Origin of the sequence: Buttiauxella sp. 3AFRM03 (assembly GCF_003675305.1) — a bacterium.
Classification (GTDB): domain Bacteria; phylum Pseudomonadota; class Gammaproteobacteria; order Enterobacterales; family Enterobacteriaceae; genus Buttiauxella; species Buttiauxella ferragutiae.
The window spans coordinates 1,751,777-1,766,922 of the sequence record NZ_CP033076.1; the positions used below are offsets into that span (position 1 = coordinate 1,751,777).

Below are 15,146 nucleotides of genomic sequence, written 5' to 3' on the forward strand. Positions count from 1 at the left end.
CGAGCATTTTCACTCAACTCGTCAGCTCCGCAAAACTGATACCCGCCGCATTGATAATCTTTTTAGTTGTGCTGATGGTTGGGTTCCCACGTTCTGAAAGGGTTCTGTAGAGCGTTTCGCGATTCAGTTTTGCCTGTGCTGCTATTTTGCTAAACCCGCCTCGAGCTTCAACGAGGCGACGTAATGCCAGCAGAAACAGCACTTCTCCATTTTCTTCATCCAGACCCGCAAATGCCTCTTTCATATATTCCACGGCAAATGCGTGATCTTCCTGAAGCATTTCGATGACTGTTTGGTCGAACTCATTAAATTGCATTTTTTAACTCCTGATGTTCTTGCCACCATGTCACAGCCTGCTCGATATCCGCTTATTGTTTGCGTTTATCGCCACCGAGCAAGAGCAAATAGGTATCCTTACCTTCATACGCATAATAAATCCTGTAACCAGGCCCTTCATCTATGCGCATTTCCCAAACGCCATGTCGGCATGGCTTATGGTCGCCAGGGTTGTTAAGCGCTAACTGGTCAATACGCCGAACAATTTTCGTTTTAGCCCGTGGATCCCGTAATACTTTTAACCACTCATTAAAAGGCACCCTGCCGTTTTGCAGTTTGAAGTACTTAATCATATTCATCCTTGAAACTCCTTGATTGTAGCTTTTAAACCACACCGGTCAATGTATTTATTTTGAGCACAATTATTTCGTGCCACAGCAGGCTAGCCTAGGGGAAAGGAAGAGAGCGAGAGGTATTCGGGGTGAAAGTTTAGCTTTGCGGCATGCCTTCCAGCATGAAGATAAAAGGCGCAGCGCTGCCGCCGGGCTTCACCGGAAGCAGCGCTTGCTGGGCATTAATTGAGTTTGTAGTCGAGGGTGATTTCAGCTTTCATCAGTTGCGATACCGGGCAACCAGCTTTGGCTTTCTGGATAATTTTATCGAACACCGCGCTATCCGCATTCGGCACTTTGACGTTACTGGTTAGCGCAATTTTGGTAATGGCAAAGCCACCGTCGGTTTTATCCAGCGAGACATCCGCTGTGGTGTCGATGCTTTCTGCCGTGTAGCCCTCTTCGCCAAGCATTAGCGAAAGCGCCATCGAAAAACAGGCTGCGTGTGCCGCACCGATTAACTCTTCCGGATTGGTCCCGGCAACCCCTTCAAAACGTGTATTAAAACCATAGGGCTGTTCTTTTAACGCGCCGCTCTCGGTGGAAACAGTCCCTTTGCCGCGTTTAATGTCACCTTCCCAGTGAGCCTGCCCTTTCTTATGAATGGTCATGTAATCGCTCCTATTTTATTAACACGAACATCAAGTATAGAAGTTGAATACGGGCTTGCCCGGCATCTCAGAACAATCCTTGCGGCGCAGAAAGATAAAACGAATAAATTCGTGATCCCAGGTGTTTACTCCATACCGAACACCACGAGGCTATTATCATGAAGCGTTTTTACCGCCAGTTTGTTCCCGCAGTTGTCACCAGTTTGATGTTGTTTTCCGGCTACGTTCAGGCCATGGGCGGCAGCAACGACGAACCCGTTCCGCCAACCTGCCCTAAGGGGCAAATTTATGACTCAAAAACCAAAACTTGTATGGTCGATAAAGGGGGGATGATTGGCGACGAATCCCGCACCGACTACGCTTACGCGCTGGCAAAAGCGGGTCGCTACCAGGAAGCGCTGGATATGCTCAATACGTTGAAAGACCAAAACACCGCCGAAGCGCTCAATTATCGAGGTTATGCCACTCGCAAACTGGGCCGTACCGATGAAGGGATCGGCTATTATTTAAAATCTGTCGCCCTCGATCCGAAATATCCAAAAGTTCGCGAGTATCTCGGGGAAGCGTACATGATCAAAAACCGTCCGGATCTTGCTCGTGAACAGCTCGCTGCCATCAAAACTCTGTGCGGTACCAGCTGCGAGGAGTATCGCGATTTGTCCGCAGCCATCGACGGCCATCCCGAATCCTAATCGGAGGTGAAAATTAGTAGCGAAGCGATACGCCGCGATCTCGCGCAATATCTTTCACGTCTGTGGCGCTACGGGCTGGTGCTTTCTCATCAGCGGGATATTGCCGATGATTTGGTGCAGGCAACCTGTGTGCGCGCCATTGAACGCGCCGCACAATTTGAGGCGGGCAGCAGGATGGATAGCTGGCTCTTTTCCATCCTGCACTCCATTTGGCTCAATGAGGTTCGGGCACAGCAAATTCGTCGCGGACAGGGATTTGTGGATATCGATATGCTCACGGAAAGCGGGAACTGCGATGATCCCATCTGGACAAACGATGTGATGAAACGCGTGGCTCGTTTACCCGAAGCCCAGCGGGACACCGTTTTTCTGGTTTATGTCGAAGAGTTGTCGTATCGCGAGGCGGCGAAAATTCTCAATGTCCCGGTGGGAACGGTGATGAGCAGGCTTGCCACCGCGCGGCTGACGCTGGCTCAGGACCGCGCGCTTCAGCCTGATTCGCCATCATTAAAAGGAGAAAGTTCATGACACTTACTGCCAATACGGATGAGCTGCTGGTGGCGTATCTGGACAATGAACTCAGCGCCACGCAGCGCCAGCAACTGGAAGAACGCCTCAGTCATGATGCGTATCTGGCTGAACGGCTGTTGCTGTTAGAGCGTAGCAGTTTACCTTTTAAGTCTGCTTTCGAACCTTTGCTGGAAGCGGCACCACAATCTCGCTTACAGGCTTATCTCACTCCCACAACAGCTGCCGTATCCCGACGTCATCTCATCGCCGCTGCGGTAAGTTTTCTGGCATTGGGTGTGATTGGCGACCGCGCTTTGTTACTTTTATCTCAACCTGAAGAAAACTGGCGTGAATTAGTGGCGCAATATATGGCGCTTTATACGCCACAGACGCTGGCTGAAACACCAACACGCCAGGCGCTGGAAGCGCAATTGAAAACCACGGGGACACAACTCGGTTTAGCGCTGAATCCAGAAAGCCTTGCCCTGCAAGATGCCACGCTGAAAAACGCACGCGTACTGTCTTACGATGAACAGTCCATCGCGCAAATTACCTGGCTTGATACCGCCCACGGCCCCTTGGCGTTGTGTATCACCGGCTATTCAGGGAAACCGATAACGGCGAAAAACGAGCAACGGCTGGGCATGAATATTGTTTATTGGGCGAGTACAAACCACCAGTTTATGGTGATTGGACACGGCCCAATGGCACAAATGAACCAGATTGCACAACAGTTGCAAAGCAGTCTTACTGGAGCGAGCTAGCGCGTCCAGTCCTCAACGCGTAAACGCCCGACCATGGTAAAAGCACGATCGCTGGTGACCACCGTCGCGTTTCGGCTCAGGGCGTGAGCAGCAATTAACTGGTCAAGATGACCCAATACTTTGCCTTTCTTTTCCATCGCCGCTCGTAACTGACCGTAGCTTTTTGCCGCTTCGCTGTCCCACGCGTAGACCGATACTGTTTCCAGAAAACCCTGCACCGCCGCAGCCAGATTTTTACTCTGGCGCTTAGCCACGCCATATAACAGCTCAGCTTCCGTTACACTAGAAATGCACACTTCTACAGGGCGCGTTTGAGCCAGCTTTTCTATTACTTTAGGATGCTGACGGAAAAGATAGCTCACCGTGTTGGTATCCAGCATGTACATGGTCAGTCCATCCCTGCAAAGGGATCTCTGTCGGCAATACTCTGGTTACGCTCCTGCTCATCAAGGAAGTTATCAGGCACTTTTGCTTTCTTCACTAAAGCAAAAACGTTACCCCATCCTTCTGGTTTGGCTGGATTTTTTGAAAGAATCACGTTTCCCTCCTTGTCTTTGCGGATATACACCCTGTCGGTATCAAACTCAAATTCCACCGGTAACCTCACCGCCTGGTTTCTGCCGTTTTTAAAAAGCTTCGCGACGCGTTCCATGGTAACTCCTGGCACTTAATGACCTATGCCATAGCATATGCCACAGAAACGCATTCGCCAAGCTCACTTTTTATACGATTAACGTTTACGTGGGCAATCTACCCTGGATTTATGCAATCAGGTTGGCTTTATTGCGACGGGATTATTGGTTTGCGAGAAGCTTCCAGAATGGTGAAAATAACGAAGCGAAGTTGCAGTGCAGAATGATGAATCGTGCAAAATTGGGTGGATAAACTTACCGTTTACCCACCCTGAAATGCTATTGAACCAGTGCGGTTAGCTTACCAAAAATGCCCGCACCGTCTGCATCGCGCCTGATTTGTACCACATCTTCAAGTTTATCGATTTGGCTAATCATCTGCTCAAGACGCTGGTCATCCGCCACTTGTAGCCAGATACGGCTCTGGTCGCCCCGTGGTAGCGGCAGACAGAGAATACCTTCGACGTTAAAGGCGCGGCGAGCGAACAGGCCGCAAATGTGAGACATCACACCCGGATGGTTGCTCACCGTAAGTTCCAGAATAACGGTTAGTTGTTGCATGGCTTACTCTCCAATCATCTCAATGTTGGCAGCGCCTGGCGGCACCATCGGGAATACTTTTTCACTGGCATCAATGCGCACGTGAATCAGGCAAGGGCCAGGGCGTGAAATCGCCTCCTGCAATGCCGCTTGCGGGTCTGCTGCTGCATTCAAATCACAGGTTGCCAGGCCAAAACCTTCGGCAATTTTCAGGAAGTTAGTTTGTCCGGAATAGGTCGCCGCAAAGACATTTTGTTGATAGAACAACGTTTGTTGTTGGTGTACCAGTCCCAGCGCCTGGTTGTTCAACAGGATGATCTTCACGTCCAGATTATGATCGGCAGCGGTCGCCATTTCCTGAATATTCATCATGATGCTGCCATCGCCGGTAAAGCACAGCACTTTGCGGTTTGGCTCAGCTAATGCCGCACCTACCGCAGCGGGCAGGCCAAATCCCATCGTTCCTAAACCACCGGAAGTCAGCCACTGGCGTGGACGGTTCAGCGGATACGCCTGCGCTACCCACATTTGGTGCTGGCCGACATCGGTGGTAATCACTGCGTTGTCATCCACGCAAGCCGCAGCGGCGTTAATCAGGCCGTATGGCGTCAACGGGTTATCAGCACCAGGCATATTGAACGGGAATTCTTGCTGCAAACCTGCGACTTGTTGCAGCCACTGCTGGCGCGGCTTGGCGTCAATTTTTGGCAGTAATTGTTCCAGCACTTCACCGACATCCGCGCGAATCGCCACGTGTGCCTGCTTAATTTTACCCAGCTCGGCGCGGTCGATATCAACATGAATGATTTTTGCGTTCGGGCAGAACTCTTCCGTTTTACCAATCGCGCGGTCATCAAAGCGTGCGCCTAAAACAATCAGCAAATCTGCTTCCTGCAAAATGTAGTTGGTGCTGCGAGCGCCGTGCATCCCCAGCATGCCAAGCGATAACGGATGCTTCGCCGGAATAGTACCGAGCGCCATCAGCGTCATGGTGGTTGGCAGGTTAGCTTTTTCAGCCAGTGCACGAGCGTTGGCATGCGCATTGATAACGCCACCGCCGAGATAAAGAACCGGGCGCTGCGCCTGGTTAATCATTGCCGCGGCATCGGCAAGTTGATGTGCTTCAAATTGTGGTGCAGGAGTATGGGCAGAAACGGGCGGCAGCTCGCTGATGTCAATTTCTGCGGTTTGCACGTCTTTTGGAATATCAATCCAGACCGGGCCTGGGCGGCCAGATTCAGCAATGCGGAACGCGTCGCAAATCACCTGTGGCAGTTCGCTAATATCGCGAACCAGATAGTTGTGTTTGGTGATGGGAATGGAGATGCCGTAAGTGTCGACTTCCTGGAAGGCGTCGGTGCCAATCATTGATTTTGGCACCTGGCCGGTAATACAAACCAACGGGATGGAGTCGAGTCGCGCATCGGCAATCGCGGTGACCAGGTTTGTCGCACCAGGGCCGCTACAGGCGATACACACCGCCGCTTTACCCTGTGTACGGGCCATGCCTTGCGCCATAAAGCCCGCACCCTGTTCGTGGCGTGCCAGAATGTGGCGAATTTTTTTGCTTTGGCTGAGCGCGTTATAGAGCGGCAGGACGGTGCCACCGGGAATACCGCTGATGGTGGTAATGCCATGGTGCTCAAGCATTTGCACAATTAATTGTGCGCCCGTAATACGGTGTGCTTGCGGTGGGTTTTCCGAAATTGCCATGCTCCAGTCCTTCTTCTCGTGCCGTTGCGCTTCTGGCCGGGGGACTAAAACAAGAAACCCCGCCCGGTTTGCGCCGGCGGGGTTTTGGAATCGATGCGTTGATTCAGACCCTACGGCGCATTGCCGACGACCACCACCACACGCACGACGACCACCGCGGCTGGTAGCGCGGTTAGTAGTAGGCCAGTGTTGCGAGTGAATGTAGTCATTTGGGTCCTGAATAGTGTTTACGCGATTTAACGTCGAAATTTATACAACCACACTGCTTCGTTTCACACAACAGCTTTATTCGGCAGAGCTGAAAATCGTGTTTGAGATCACATCTCTGGTTTCATACCTAAATCGAAGTTGCAGCAAATTCCCGACGCATCTCCTCAATCGGTAAATAACGCCCGATGATGACTAAGCGTGAGACGCGCGATTCGCTCGGGTGCCATGTTGAGCCGTAGTCAAAGCCCACCACTTTATGTACCCCTTGCACGATAAGGCGTTGCGGATGGCCATCAATCGCCAGTACGCCTTTGTAACGCAGCATGTCGTTACCAAAACGCGCGATGCAACTTTCCATAAACGCGCCAATTTTCTTCACATCCAACAACCCGGCATCAAAAACGTGGGCCTGGATGGCATCATCCCAGGACTTTTTTGCCGCCGTTTTACGAAACGGTTTGAAGCTCACGGGGTGGTCATCGTCAGCGCGAATCACGCGAAATCCCGAGGCTAATTCAATGGTATCCGTGAGTTCGAACGCGTTGAGATCGAGCCACATTTCCGCCGGGCATTCGCCGTTTACGATTTCAAAAATATCAGCTTTATTGTTGATCCGATGGATCCGCTCCAGCGCCTGTTCTTTGGTTTCGTCATCAACACGATCGGCTTTAGTCAGCAAAATTCGGTCGGCAAAACCGAGCTGGGCGGCAGCAACCGCATGCTCATCCAACTGGCGTGAGATATGCTCTGCATCCGCCAGCGCAATGACCGCATCAAGACGCAATGCGTCACGCAGATATTCATCCACAAAGAAGGTTTGCACGATGGGAGCAGGGTCAGCAAGACCCGTGGTTTCAACAATCAACCGCTCAAATTTCAACTGACCCGACGCGCGTTTTGCCAGCATTTCTCTGAGTGCGGCGGTGAATTCTCCGCGCACGCTGCAACACACGCAGCCGTTACTGAGCTCCACGACGTTGACGTTTTCACCGCCTCTGAGCAAAGCTCCATCGATATTTACCGCACCAAATTCGTTTTCCAGAATGGCGACGGGTTCGTTGCCGTTATGGGCGAGAAAATAGTTGAGAAGTGTGGTTTTCCCGGAACCAAGAAAGCCCGTTAACAGAGTGACAGATACCGCTTGATTCATGTCCAATTCCTTAGATTAACAGCAGCGAGCGCCGCCTTTGCCGCCGTATCGCGCATCCTGACGCTCGCGGAAAAACTCTTCGTAAGTCATCGGCGTCTGTTCCGGATGAGTCAGACGGATGTGTTGCACATAGTTGTCGTAATCAGGTACGCCAACCATCAGTTTAGCGGCCTGGCCGAGGTATTTTCCGGCTTTAGCGAGAGTGTCAAACATAGTGGCTCCCAGGAAATGGTGGATGACGCTAACGCTTATCCACCCTACAACGGCATTCTTAGGTCGGATAAGCGCAGCGTCATCCGGCAGATTTATTTAAACATTAATGCGCACTCTTCGCCTGAGCCACAATCTGCTCAGCATCTTCTGGCATCTTCTCGTAAGGCGTTTCCCTTGCGGTAGGAAGGTCAGATTTCAGCGCCTGGCGCGCAGTTTTAATCGCGAACAGACCAATCACCACCACAACCACCATAAAGAAGATAGTCAGCCCGGCATCCAGACGGTTGTTAAACACCAGTTGGGAAAGCTGTGACTCGGTGTATTGCGCAGGGATTTTGCCGCTGTCGAGAGTTGCCTGGAACTTGTTAGCGATAGCCAGGAAGCCCACTTTCGGGTTGTCGCTAAAGGCTTTTTGCCAGCCTGCCGTCAACGTACAAATCAACAGCCATGCGGTTGGGACCAAAGCCACCCAGGCATATTTCTGCTTCTTCATCTTAAACAGTACGACTGCACACAGCATCAACGCCATACCTGCCAACATCTGGTTGGCAATACCAAACAGCGGCCACAAGGTGTTGATACCGCCGAGTGGATCGACCACGCCCTGGTGCAGGAAGTAACCCCATGCCAGCACGCAAAGTGCCGTAGCCAGTAAGTTTGCTGGCAGCGAGTCGGTACGCTTAAGACCCGGAGAGATTACGCCCAGTAAATCTTGCAGCATAAAGCGCGCCGCACGGGTACCGGCATCTACCGCGGTCAGAATAAACAGAGCTTCAAACAGAATAGCGAAGTGATACCAGAACGAGACATCCATCAGGCCGCCCAGCGCGCCATGCAGAATGTACGCCATTCCCACCGCAAGCGTTGGTGCGCCACCCGCGCGGGAAATAATGCTCTGCTCGCCAACTTCATTAGCAATGTTGGTCAGGGTGTCCGGAGTGATATGGAAGCCCCAACTGCTCACCACGCTGGCAGCAGAAGCGACTACATCTACAGTTCCTGCCGGAGCCAGTACCGCCATCGGGCTGTTCATCGCGAAGTACACGCCCGGGTCGATAACACAGGCGGCAACCAGCGCCATGATTGCCACAAACGATTCCATCAACATGCCACCGTAACCGATGAAGCAAGCCTGGTTTTCGTTAGCCAGCATTTTCGGCGTGGTGCCAGAAGCGATCAGGGCGTGGAAGCCAGAAACTGCTCCACAAGCAATGGTGATGAACAGGAACGGGAACAGGTCACCTGTCCAAACCGGGCCGGTGCCATCAATAAACTTGGTCAAAGAAGGCATTTGCAGCGTTGGGCGCATAATCAAAATGCCAATTGCCAGGCCAATAATGGTGCCGATTTTCAGGAAGGTTGAGAGGTAATCACGCGGTGCCAGCAGCAGCCAAACCGGTAGTACCGCGGCGACAAAGCCATAACCCACCAGCATCCACGTCAACTGCACGCCGGTAAAGTCAAAGTATGGCGCCCATGTTGGGCTTTCAGCCACCCAACCGCCGGAAATAATAGCGAAGATCAGCATCACCAGGCCAATCACCGAGACTTCACCAATACGGCCTGGACGCAGATAGCGAATATAGACGCCCATAAACAATGCCAGTGGAATGGTGAACGCTACGGTGTAGGTTCCCCACGGGCTGTGAGTCAGCGCTTTCACCACGATCATCGCCAGCACCGCAAGGATGATGACCATAATCATGAAACAGGCGACCAAAGCAATGACGCCTGCGGTGTTGCCCATCTCTTCTTTCACCAGTTCACCCAGCGAACGCCCGTCACGACGGGTTGAGACAAACAGCACCATAAAATCTTGTACCGCACCAGCCAACACCACACCGGCCAGCAGCCAGAGCATGCCCGGCAAGTAGCCCATTTGTGCGGCAAGCACCGGCCCGACAAGCGGCCCCGCACCGGCAATGGCGGCAAAATGGTGACCGAACAGGACTTTTTTGTCCGTCGGGACATAGTCCAGCCCATCGTTATGGCGCACGGCTGGCGTCATACGAGTGGCATCAACGGTTAAGACGCGTTTAGCGATAAACAGGCCGTAGTAACGATAAGCGATGAGGTAAACGCAGATTGCAGCAACCACAATCCACAATGCGTTTATCTGTTCGCCGCGATTGAGTGCGATATAGCCGAGCGCGAAGGCACCGATTAGTGCAAGCACGCCCCAGATAAGGTGTTTCCCTGGATTATTCATCTTTGTTTTCCATGTGTAGGGCCAGAGGCGAAGGTATTACCGTTTTGTTCTAGATTAAGCACATGAATTTAACAATATGAAAACAACAGAATACAGATGTTTGACCAGGTCTTTACATCAGCTTGTTAAGGAGATCACTTTGCGGGGAATTTGTTGGAGCGCCCTCACCCCGGTCCTCTCCCCAGGAGAGGGCGAAAACGGAGCTGTCTCCTCTCCACCAGGATTCGGTTTGTGTTAACCCAGCGTCGCCGTCGTCAAACGGCTAGTACAACAACGCTTACCGCGCGCATCAAAAATGGCAATCTCCCACACCTGAGAAGACCTCCCCAAATGCAGCGGTTTGCACACGCCGCGCACCGTACCTGATGCCACCGCGCGATGATGGCTGGCGTTGATTTCCGTTCCCACCACGCACTGCCCTTCACTCGTTGTCAGAAATCCGGCCATTGAACCCAGGGTTTCTGCCAGCACTACAGACGCGCCGCCATGCAGCAAACCAAACGGCTGCTGGGTGCGGTTATCGACCGGCATTTGCGCTTCCAGGCTTTCCTCGTCCATGTACGTATAAACGATACCGAGATGCTCAACCATTGTGCCGACGCTGGTTTTGTTTAACGCCTCAAGCGTGAGATCTCGTTTCCAGATACTCATTCAGGCTCCAAGCGTTGCGCCGCCATCAATCACAATATCCTGCAAAGTGATGTGGCTGGCGTGAGTGGAAGCGAGGAACAAAATCGTGCTGGCGATCTCCTGCGGGCGGGCGATTTTGCCCAGCGGAATGCCCAGTTTGAACTGTTCCGGGAAGCCCTGTATACGCTGCTGTTCGGCATCTGGCGTTTTCCACAACGTGCGTTGCATATCGGTGTCCGTCGACCCCGGCGACACCACATTGCAGCGCACGCCAAACGGTGCCAGTTCCAGGCCAACGGTTAACGCCAGGCTTTTGAGCGCCGCTTTCGACGCGCCATAGGCCGACATTCCGGTGCGCGGCGTGTGCGCGGCATCGGATGCAACGGTGACAATCGCCCCGCTACGCTGCTCACGCATATGTGGCATCACGGCGCGGAACATATTGAACGCGCCGCCGACGTTGACCGCAAACGTGTCCTGCCAGTCTTGCAGCGCTAACGCATCCGTAGCACCCATGCGCAAAATTCCCGCCGCATTCACCAGCACATCCAGTTGCTGCTTGTCGCTCAATAAACGCTGCGTAACGGCAGCGACCTGCTCGGCATCCGCCACGTTTAACACTTGGGTGGCAAACGGATAAATCTCCAATGGGAACGCCAGATCAAAGCCGATAACCGTCGCACCAGCTTCGCTAAACGCCCGCGCGGTGTGGTAACCGATACCCTTGCCTGCACCCGTTACCCAGACGGTTTTGCCGCTAAAATCGATGTTCATGCCGCCACTTCCCGAGACAGTAGTACCCACCAGGCGTCGATGCTCGGGTTTTTCGCCAGCATCACGAAATCGATGTCAGCGTGAATTTTGCGCCAGCGTGCCGCCAGCGCCATCATGCGCACCGAGTCGAGGCCGTAATCAATCAGGTTTTCGTCATCTTCCGGGATGTCGGATTCATCCAGCAACGGCAGGACGATTTCACGTAGTTGCTGTTTGTTTTGCGGCGCACATTCGGGCAGCAAATCGCGGGTCATCACCACGCGCCCGGAACGGCCTGCGGTGTATTTCAGCGCCATGATGTGTTCTTCGCGGCTGAAATCAGCCAGCGCATCAGCGACCATAAACGGTTTGATGTCACGCATAAACGCATCAGTTGCCGTGGTCATGCAGCCAATGTGCGCGTAAACACCGCAAATAATCAGCTGGTTACGGCCGGTTTCTTTTAACGCCTGTTCCAGCGGCGAGCGGATAAACGCGCTGTAACGCCATTTGGTCAGCACCGTGTCGTGTTCGTCTGGCGCGAGTTCTGCCACCACTTTCTGGCGCTCAGGGTGTTTATTTAAGCCCGGCCCCCACATGTCGTTAAGCAGTGCACGGTCTTCATCACTTTGCGCGTTAGGCTGCGCGGTGTAATAGACCGGAATATTGTGGCGTTTGCAGTAAGCGCGCAGCGCGGCAATATTGGCAATAACCTGCTGGATCATTGGGCAATCATCGCCCCAGAAATCGATGAAATATTCCTGCATATCGTGAATCAGCAGTGCCGCACGCTCGGGTTCAAACGCCCAGTTCACTTTGTTTTCCGGGATGTCGGCAGCTGTCGGTAAGCTGTACGCGTTCAATTTTGGAATAGCCATAAATTCTCCGTCAGTCAGGAAACCAGTTGCCTGTCAGCAATCAACTGGCGCAAACGTTTTTTGTCCACTTTACCCACCGCGGTCAGCGGCAGGTTTTCAACAATTTCAATGCGATCCGGCAGCTTGAAGTCGGCAATGCCCAACTCACGCAAATAACGGCGAATTTCTACCGCGCGGAACTGGCGGCTGCCGACGATAAACGCGCAGCTTTTCTCGCCCAATAAACTGTCTTCCATCGAAACCAGTGCGGCATGGACGATCTCTTCATGGCGCAGCAGCAGGTTTTCGATCTCCTCGGCGGCGATCTTCTCGCCACCGCGATTGATCTGATCTTTCTCGCGCCCCTGCACGGTGATGTAGCCGTCTTCAGCAATCGAAATCAGGTCGCCGGAGCAGTAAAAACCGTTGGCATCAAAGGCGCTGGCATTGTGTTCCGGGCTGCGGTAATAGCCCCGGAAGGTGTACGGCCCGCGCGTCATCAGGCGGCCCACTTCGCCATGCGGTAATGGGTTGCCATTTTCATCGGACACCCACACTTCGTCGTCCGGGCACATCGGCTTACCCTGGGTTTTGAAGATATGTTCATCTGAATCATCGAGGCGCGTGTAGTTCACCAGCCCTTCGGCCATGCCGAAAACCTGCTGTAACTGGCAGCCAATTTCAGCGGGAATGCGGGCGGCAAGCGCTTCGCTTAAACGCGCACCGCCGACCTGCAACAGCTTTAGCGACTCAAGCGATTTATTGCTGCCCCATTCGCCAATGGCTTGTAACCACAGACTGACCGCAGGCGGCACCAGTGCGGTGACGTTGATTTGATGGCGTTCAATCAGCGGAAAACAGAGCGTGGCGCTCGGGTCGTTTGCCAGCACCACACGCCCGCCGCCGTAAAACACGCCCAGCGAACCTGGTGAACTCAGCGCGTAGTTATGCGCCGCCGGAATGGCGCACAGGAAGCGCGTGCGGGTATCAAAACGGCAGATTTCGACGCTGCGGCGAATGCTGTAGTAGTAATCGTTATGGGTGCGCGGGATCAGTTTCGGCGTGCCGGTGCTGCCGCCGGAAAGCTGGAAAAATGCCACTTCGTCCGCCGCCGATGGCGAAGCGACAAAGTTGTCTTCCGCTTCGTTGATGAAGGCACTTAGCGAACGTTCGCGGTCGCTTTCATTGAGCAAAACAGCCATGCGTAGCGACGGGTTTTGCTGGCACAGCGCATCAAGGAAATCATCATGAGCGAACAAATTGTGTTTGCGGTCGGCAATCAGCACCACCGGTTCGATTTGTTTTGCGTAGGCTTCCATTTCAGTGCGTTGGTGGCTAAACAGCGCGTTAACCGGTGCTACACCAATTTTCAGCAGCGCGAATAGCGTGATGTACAGTTCCGACACATTACCGAGCTGCACCAGCGCAGTTTCGCCGTTGTTCAGGCCACGGCGTTTAAGGGCTGAAGCCAGGCGCGTCGCCGCTTGTTCTAATTCGCGATAGCTGAAATGGCGTTCGCCATCGACCAGTGCAATCGCGTCGTTGTGCGCGTGGCGGTTGAGAATGTCGGTCAACGGCAAATCCGCCCAGTAACCTTTTTCGCGGTAGCGGGCCGCTAAATCGTCCGGCCAGCGCGTGAATTGAATCGCCATTTAGTTGAGTCCAAATACGTGGAGCATGGTGGAAAGTTTGACGCCAGTTTCGCGCCACTCCGATTCCGGCGACGAAGCAGGCACGATGCCCGCCCCAGCGAACAGGCGCACCTGGTTTGCAGCGACACGGGCGCAGCGGATTGTCACCACCCATTCACCGTTGCCTTCAGCGTCACACCAGCCGACGATGCCGCCGAACAGCTCGCGGTCAAATGGCTCAAGTTCTGCAATCAATTTGCGCGCCACATCGTGTGGGAAGCCACTCAACGCCGGCGTCGGGTGCAGCAGGCAGGCGAGGGATAACGCATTGTCCTGCGGGTCTTTTACCTGGCCGTAAATCGGCGTGGCGAGGTGCCATAAGGTCGGCGTGGTAATCAGTTCTGGCGTGTCAGAGAGCGTCAAAGTCTGGCTGTGCGGCTGCAAAACATCGCGCATCGCTTGCGTCACCAGACCGTGTTCGTGGCGGTCTTTCTTTGAGTGCAGTAACTGCGTGCCAATTTCGCTATCACGCGGGATATTTTCCCGGTCGCGCCGTGCCGATCCCGCCAGCGGCAGCGAGCTGAAATTCTTGCCGGATTTACGTAACAGCAATTCCGGGCTGGCACCCACTAGCGAGCTGCCATCCGGCAACGGGACGTGGAAGTTGTAGCTGGTGGGGTTTTGGCTAATCAGGCGATTGAGCAGCCCATCGAGATCAATTGGCATTTGGGTTTCGATATCAATCAGGCGCGAGAGCACCACTTTGTCGATATCCGGCTGCGCCGTTGCGGCGGCGGCATGAGCCACCATTTCCATAAATTTGTCTTGTTCCGGAATCGCTTTACGCGCGGCAATGTTGAGCGGTTTCGCCACAGCCGTTTGGCGGGCGTCATCCTGGCGTTGGGCGCGTGAAAACGGCTGCCAGCTTTCAGGGATAAACAGCGCTGAAGGTTGGCGGGGATCAAACGGAATGGCACCGACGACAACCGGCTTCTCGATGCCATGTTTTTTGGCATTTTCGAACGCTTCACGCAACGAAGTTTGCAGGTGACCATGGGAATTTGCGCCATCAATCGCCGGGCAATCCAGGCGAGCAAAGCAGCCGCTTGTTGAAAAACTGCGATATGGCGACATAAAGAAAAAACTATCTGCACAAGGTGTTAGCCGTTTTTCTTGTCGTTCCTCAGCCAGTAACGTTTCCATGAACTCTCCGTAAAAACATGACAAAAGATAGTAATAATGATTATCATTTGCTTTTCGGGGTCGTAACCTAAAGAGAAAAGACAGCACTGTCAATAGTTGCTCAGTCTTGTCGGATGGCGCTAATGCTTATCCGATCTACGCGAAACGGTTTTGTAGGGTG

The 15,146-nt window shown here is 53.3% G+C and carries 19 protein-coding genes; 3 read left to right on the top strand and 16 right to left on the bottom strand.

Annotated features, from left to right (window positions below; translation table 11 throughout):
* Positions 1–13: 13 nt before the first annotated feature.
* From D8682_RS09685 to D8682_RS09695, 3 genes are all read right to left on the bottom strand, one after another.
* On the bottom strand, positions 14–316 hold the full coding sequence (locus D8682_RS09685) for a DNA-binding protein (RefSeq protein ID WP_064548886.1): 303 nt from the start codon (positions 314–316) through the stop codon (positions 14–16).
* Between the two features lie 52 nt (positions 317–368).
* Complete coding sequence (locus D8682_RS09690) at positions 369–635, bottom strand: type II toxin-antitoxin system RelE/ParE family toxin (protein WP_121814152.1); 267 nt, start codon at positions 633–635, stop codon at positions 369–371.
* A 215-nt stretch (positions 636–850) separates the two neighbouring features.
* On the bottom strand, positions 851–1,279 hold the full coding sequence (locus D8682_RS09695; RefSeq protein WP_121814153.1) for an OsmC family protein: 429 nt from the start codon (positions 1,277–1,279) through the stop codon (positions 851–853).
* 158 nt (positions 1,280–1,437) lie between these two features.
* On the opposite strand from D8682_RS09695, the gene D8682_RS09700 reads away from it, so the two are divergent.
* The 3 genes from D8682_RS09700 to D8682_RS09710 all read left to right on the top strand — a co-directional run bounded on the left by D8682_RS09700 (position 1,438) and on the right by D8682_RS09710 (position 3,245).
* Complete coding sequence (locus D8682_RS09700; RefSeq protein WP_064548891.1) at positions 1,438–1,971, top strand: tetratricopeptide repeat protein; 534 nt, start codon at positions 1,438–1,440, stop codon at positions 1,969–1,971.
* Between the two features lie 78 nt (positions 1,972–2,049).
* The gene (locus tag D8682_RS09705) at positions 2,050–2,499 is read left to right on the top strand and encodes an RNA polymerase sigma factor (RefSeq protein WP_064549026.1); all 450 of its coding nucleotides are present in this window, start codon (positions 2,050–2,052) and stop codon (positions 2,497–2,499) included.
* Positions 2,496–3,245, top strand: a complete 750-nt coding sequence (locus D8682_RS09710; RefSeq protein ID WP_121814154.1) for an anti-sigma factor — start codon at positions 2,496–2,498, stop codon at positions 3,243–3,245. The genes D8682_RS09705 and D8682_RS09710 overlap by 4 nt, the downstream gene beginning before the upstream one ends.
* On the opposite strand, the gene D8682_RS09715 is transcribed toward D8682_RS09710, so the two are convergent.
* The 13 genes from D8682_RS09715 to entC all read right to left on the bottom strand — a co-directional run bounded on the left by D8682_RS09715 (position 3,242) and on the right by entC (position 14,986).
* The gene (locus tag D8682_RS09715; RefSeq protein WP_064548895.1) at positions 3,242–3,631 is read right to left on the bottom strand and encodes a type II toxin-antitoxin system VapC family toxin; all 390 of its coding nucleotides are present in this window, start codon (positions 3,629–3,631) and stop codon (positions 3,242–3,244) included. The two genes, D8682_RS09710 and D8682_RS09715, sit on opposite strands and share 4 nt — an antisense overlap.
* Before the next feature lie 2 nt (positions 3,632–3,633).
* Positions 3,634–3,897: an antitoxin gene (locus D8682_RS09720; protein ID WP_064548897.1), complete on the bottom strand. Its 264-nt coding sequence runs from the start codon at positions 3,895–3,897 to the stop codon at positions 3,634–3,636.
* 259 nt (positions 3,898–4,156) lie between these two features.
* Positions 4,157–4,438 carry an acetolactate synthase small subunit gene (ilvN, locus tag D8682_RS09725; protein ID WP_121814155.1) on the bottom strand — a complete coding sequence of 94 codons (282 nt, stop codon included), beginning with the start codon at positions 4,436–4,438 and terminating at the stop codon, positions 4,157–4,159.
* Between the two features lie 3 nt (positions 4,439–4,441).
* Positions 4,442–6,130: an acetolactate synthase large subunit gene (ilvB, locus tag D8682_RS09730; protein ID WP_121814156.1), complete on the bottom strand. Its 1,689-nt coding sequence runs from the start codon at positions 6,128–6,130 to the stop codon at positions 4,442–4,444.
* Positions 6,131–6,240: 110 nt separating this feature from the next.
* Positions 6,241–6,339, bottom strand: a complete 99-nt coding sequence (gene ivbL, locus D8682_RS09735; RefSeq protein ID WP_074388597.1) for an ilvB operon leader peptide IvbL — start codon at positions 6,337–6,339, stop codon at positions 6,241–6,243.
* 128 nt (positions 6,340–6,467) lie between these two features.
* Entirely contained in the window at positions 6,468–7,490 is a 1,023-nt protein-coding gene (locus D8682_RS09740; RefSeq protein WP_121814157.1) for a GTP-binding protein, read from the bottom strand.
* A gap of 15 nt (positions 7,491–7,505) precedes the next feature.
* A complete protein-coding gene (locus tag D8682_RS09745) occupies positions 7,506–7,703 on the bottom strand; it encodes a YbdD/YjiX family protein (protein WP_034456870.1) in 198 nt (65 codons plus the stop codon).
* Positions 7,704–7,806: 103 nt separating this feature from the next.
* On the bottom strand, positions 7,807–9,912 hold the full coding sequence (gene cstA / locus D8682_RS09750; protein WP_064548905.1) for a pyruvate/proton symporter CstA: 2,106 nt from the start codon (positions 9,910–9,912) through the stop codon (positions 7,807–7,809).
* A gap of 234 nt (positions 9,913–10,146) precedes the next feature.
* Positions 10,147–10,563: a proofreading thioesterase EntH gene (gene entH, locus D8682_RS09755; protein WP_121814158.1), complete on the bottom strand. Its 417-nt coding sequence runs from the start codon at positions 10,561–10,563 to the stop codon at positions 10,147–10,149.
* Positions 10,564–11,316, bottom strand: coding sequence for a 2,3-dihydro-2,3-dihydroxybenzoate dehydrogenase (gene dhbA / locus D8682_RS09760; RefSeq protein ID WP_162303008.1), 753 nt, complete (start codon positions 11,314–11,316; stop codon positions 10,564–10,566). It abuts the gene before it with no gap.
* Positions 11,313–12,173 carry an isochorismatase gene (locus D8682_RS09765; protein WP_121814159.1) on the bottom strand — a complete coding sequence of 287 codons (861 nt, stop codon included), beginning with the start codon at positions 12,171–12,173 and terminating at the stop codon, positions 11,313–11,315. The genes dhbA and D8682_RS09765 overlap by 4 nt, the downstream gene beginning before the upstream one ends.
* 14 nt (positions 12,174–12,187) lie before the next feature.
* A complete protein-coding gene (locus D8682_RS09770; protein ID WP_121814160.1) occupies positions 12,188–13,804 on the bottom strand; it encodes a (2,3-dihydroxybenzoyl)adenylate synthase in 1,617 nt (538 codons plus the stop codon).
* Entirely contained in the window at positions 13,805–14,986 is a 1,182-nt protein-coding gene (gene entC / locus D8682_RS09775) for an isochorismate synthase EntC (protein ID WP_121814161.1), read from the bottom strand.
* Between the last annotated feature and the right edge of the window lie 160 nt (positions 14,987–15,146).

Bases quoted from the DNA above. Each gene is read 5' to 3' on its own strand.
- D8682_RS09685 (WP_064548886.1), bottom strand. From the start codon at position 316: ATGCAATTTAATGAGTTCGACCAAACAGTCATCGAAATGCTTCAGGAA.
- D8682_RS09690 (WP_121814152.1), bottom strand. From the start codon at position 635: ATGAATATGATTAAGTACTTCAAACTGCAAAACGGCAGGGTGCCTTTT.
- D8682_RS09695 (WP_121814153.1), bottom strand. From the start codon at position 1,279: ATGACCATTCATAAGAAAGGGCAGGCTCACTGGGAAGGTGACATTAAA.
- D8682_RS09700 (WP_064548891.1), top strand. From the start codon at position 1,438: ATGAAGCGTTTTTACCGCCAGTTTGTTCCCGCAGTTGTCACCAGTTTG.
- D8682_RS09710 (WP_121814154.1), top strand. From the start codon at position 2,496: ATGACACTTACTGCCAATACGGATGAGCTGCTGGTGGCGTATCTGGAC.
- D8682_RS09715 (WP_064548895.1), bottom strand. From the start codon at position 3,631: ATGTACATGCTGGATACCAACACGGTGAGCTATCTTTTCCGTCAGCAT.
- D8682_RS09720 (WP_064548897.1), bottom strand. From the start codon at position 3,897: ATGGAACGCGTCGCGAAGCTTTTTAAAAACGGCAGAAACCAGGCGGTG.
- ilvN (WP_121814155.1), bottom strand. From the start codon at position 4,438: ATGCAACAACTAACCGTTATTCTGGAACTTACGGTGAGCAACCATCCG.
- ilvB (WP_121814156.1), bottom strand. From the start codon at position 6,130: ATGGCAATTTCGGAAAACCCACCGCAAGCACACCGTATTACGGGCGCA.
- ivbL (WP_074388597.1), bottom strand. From the start codon at position 6,339: ATGACTACATTCACTCGCAACACTGGCCTACTACTAACCGCGCTACCA.
- D8682_RS09740 (WP_121814157.1), bottom strand. From the start codon at position 7,490: ATGAATCAAGCGGTATCTGTCACTCTGTTAACGGGCTTTCTTGGTTCC.
- D8682_RS09745 (WP_034456870.1), bottom strand. From the start codon at position 7,703: ATGTTTGACACTCTCGCTAAAGCCGGAAAATACCTCGGCCAGGCCGCT.
- cstA (WP_064548905.1), bottom strand. From the start codon at position 9,912: ATGAATAATCCAGGGAAACACCTTATCTGGGGCGTGCTTGCACTAATC.
- entH (WP_121814158.1), bottom strand. From the start codon at position 10,563: ATGAGTATCTGGAAACGAGATCTCACGCTTGAGGCGTTAAACAAAACC.
- dhbA (WP_162303008.1), bottom strand. From the start codon at position 11,316: ATGAACATCGATTTTAGCGGCAAAACCGTCTGGGTAACGGGTGCAGGC.
- D8682_RS09765 (WP_121814159.1), bottom strand. From the start codon at position 12,173: ATGGCTATTCCAAAATTGAACGCGTACAGCTTACCGACAGCTGCCGAC.
- D8682_RS09770 (WP_121814160.1), bottom strand. From the start codon at position 13,804: ATGGCGATTCAATTCACGCGCTGGCCGGACGATTTAGCGGCCCGCTAC.
- entC (WP_121814161.1), bottom strand. From the start codon at position 14,986: ATGGAAACGTTACTGGCTGAGGAACGACAAGAAAAACGGCTAACACCT.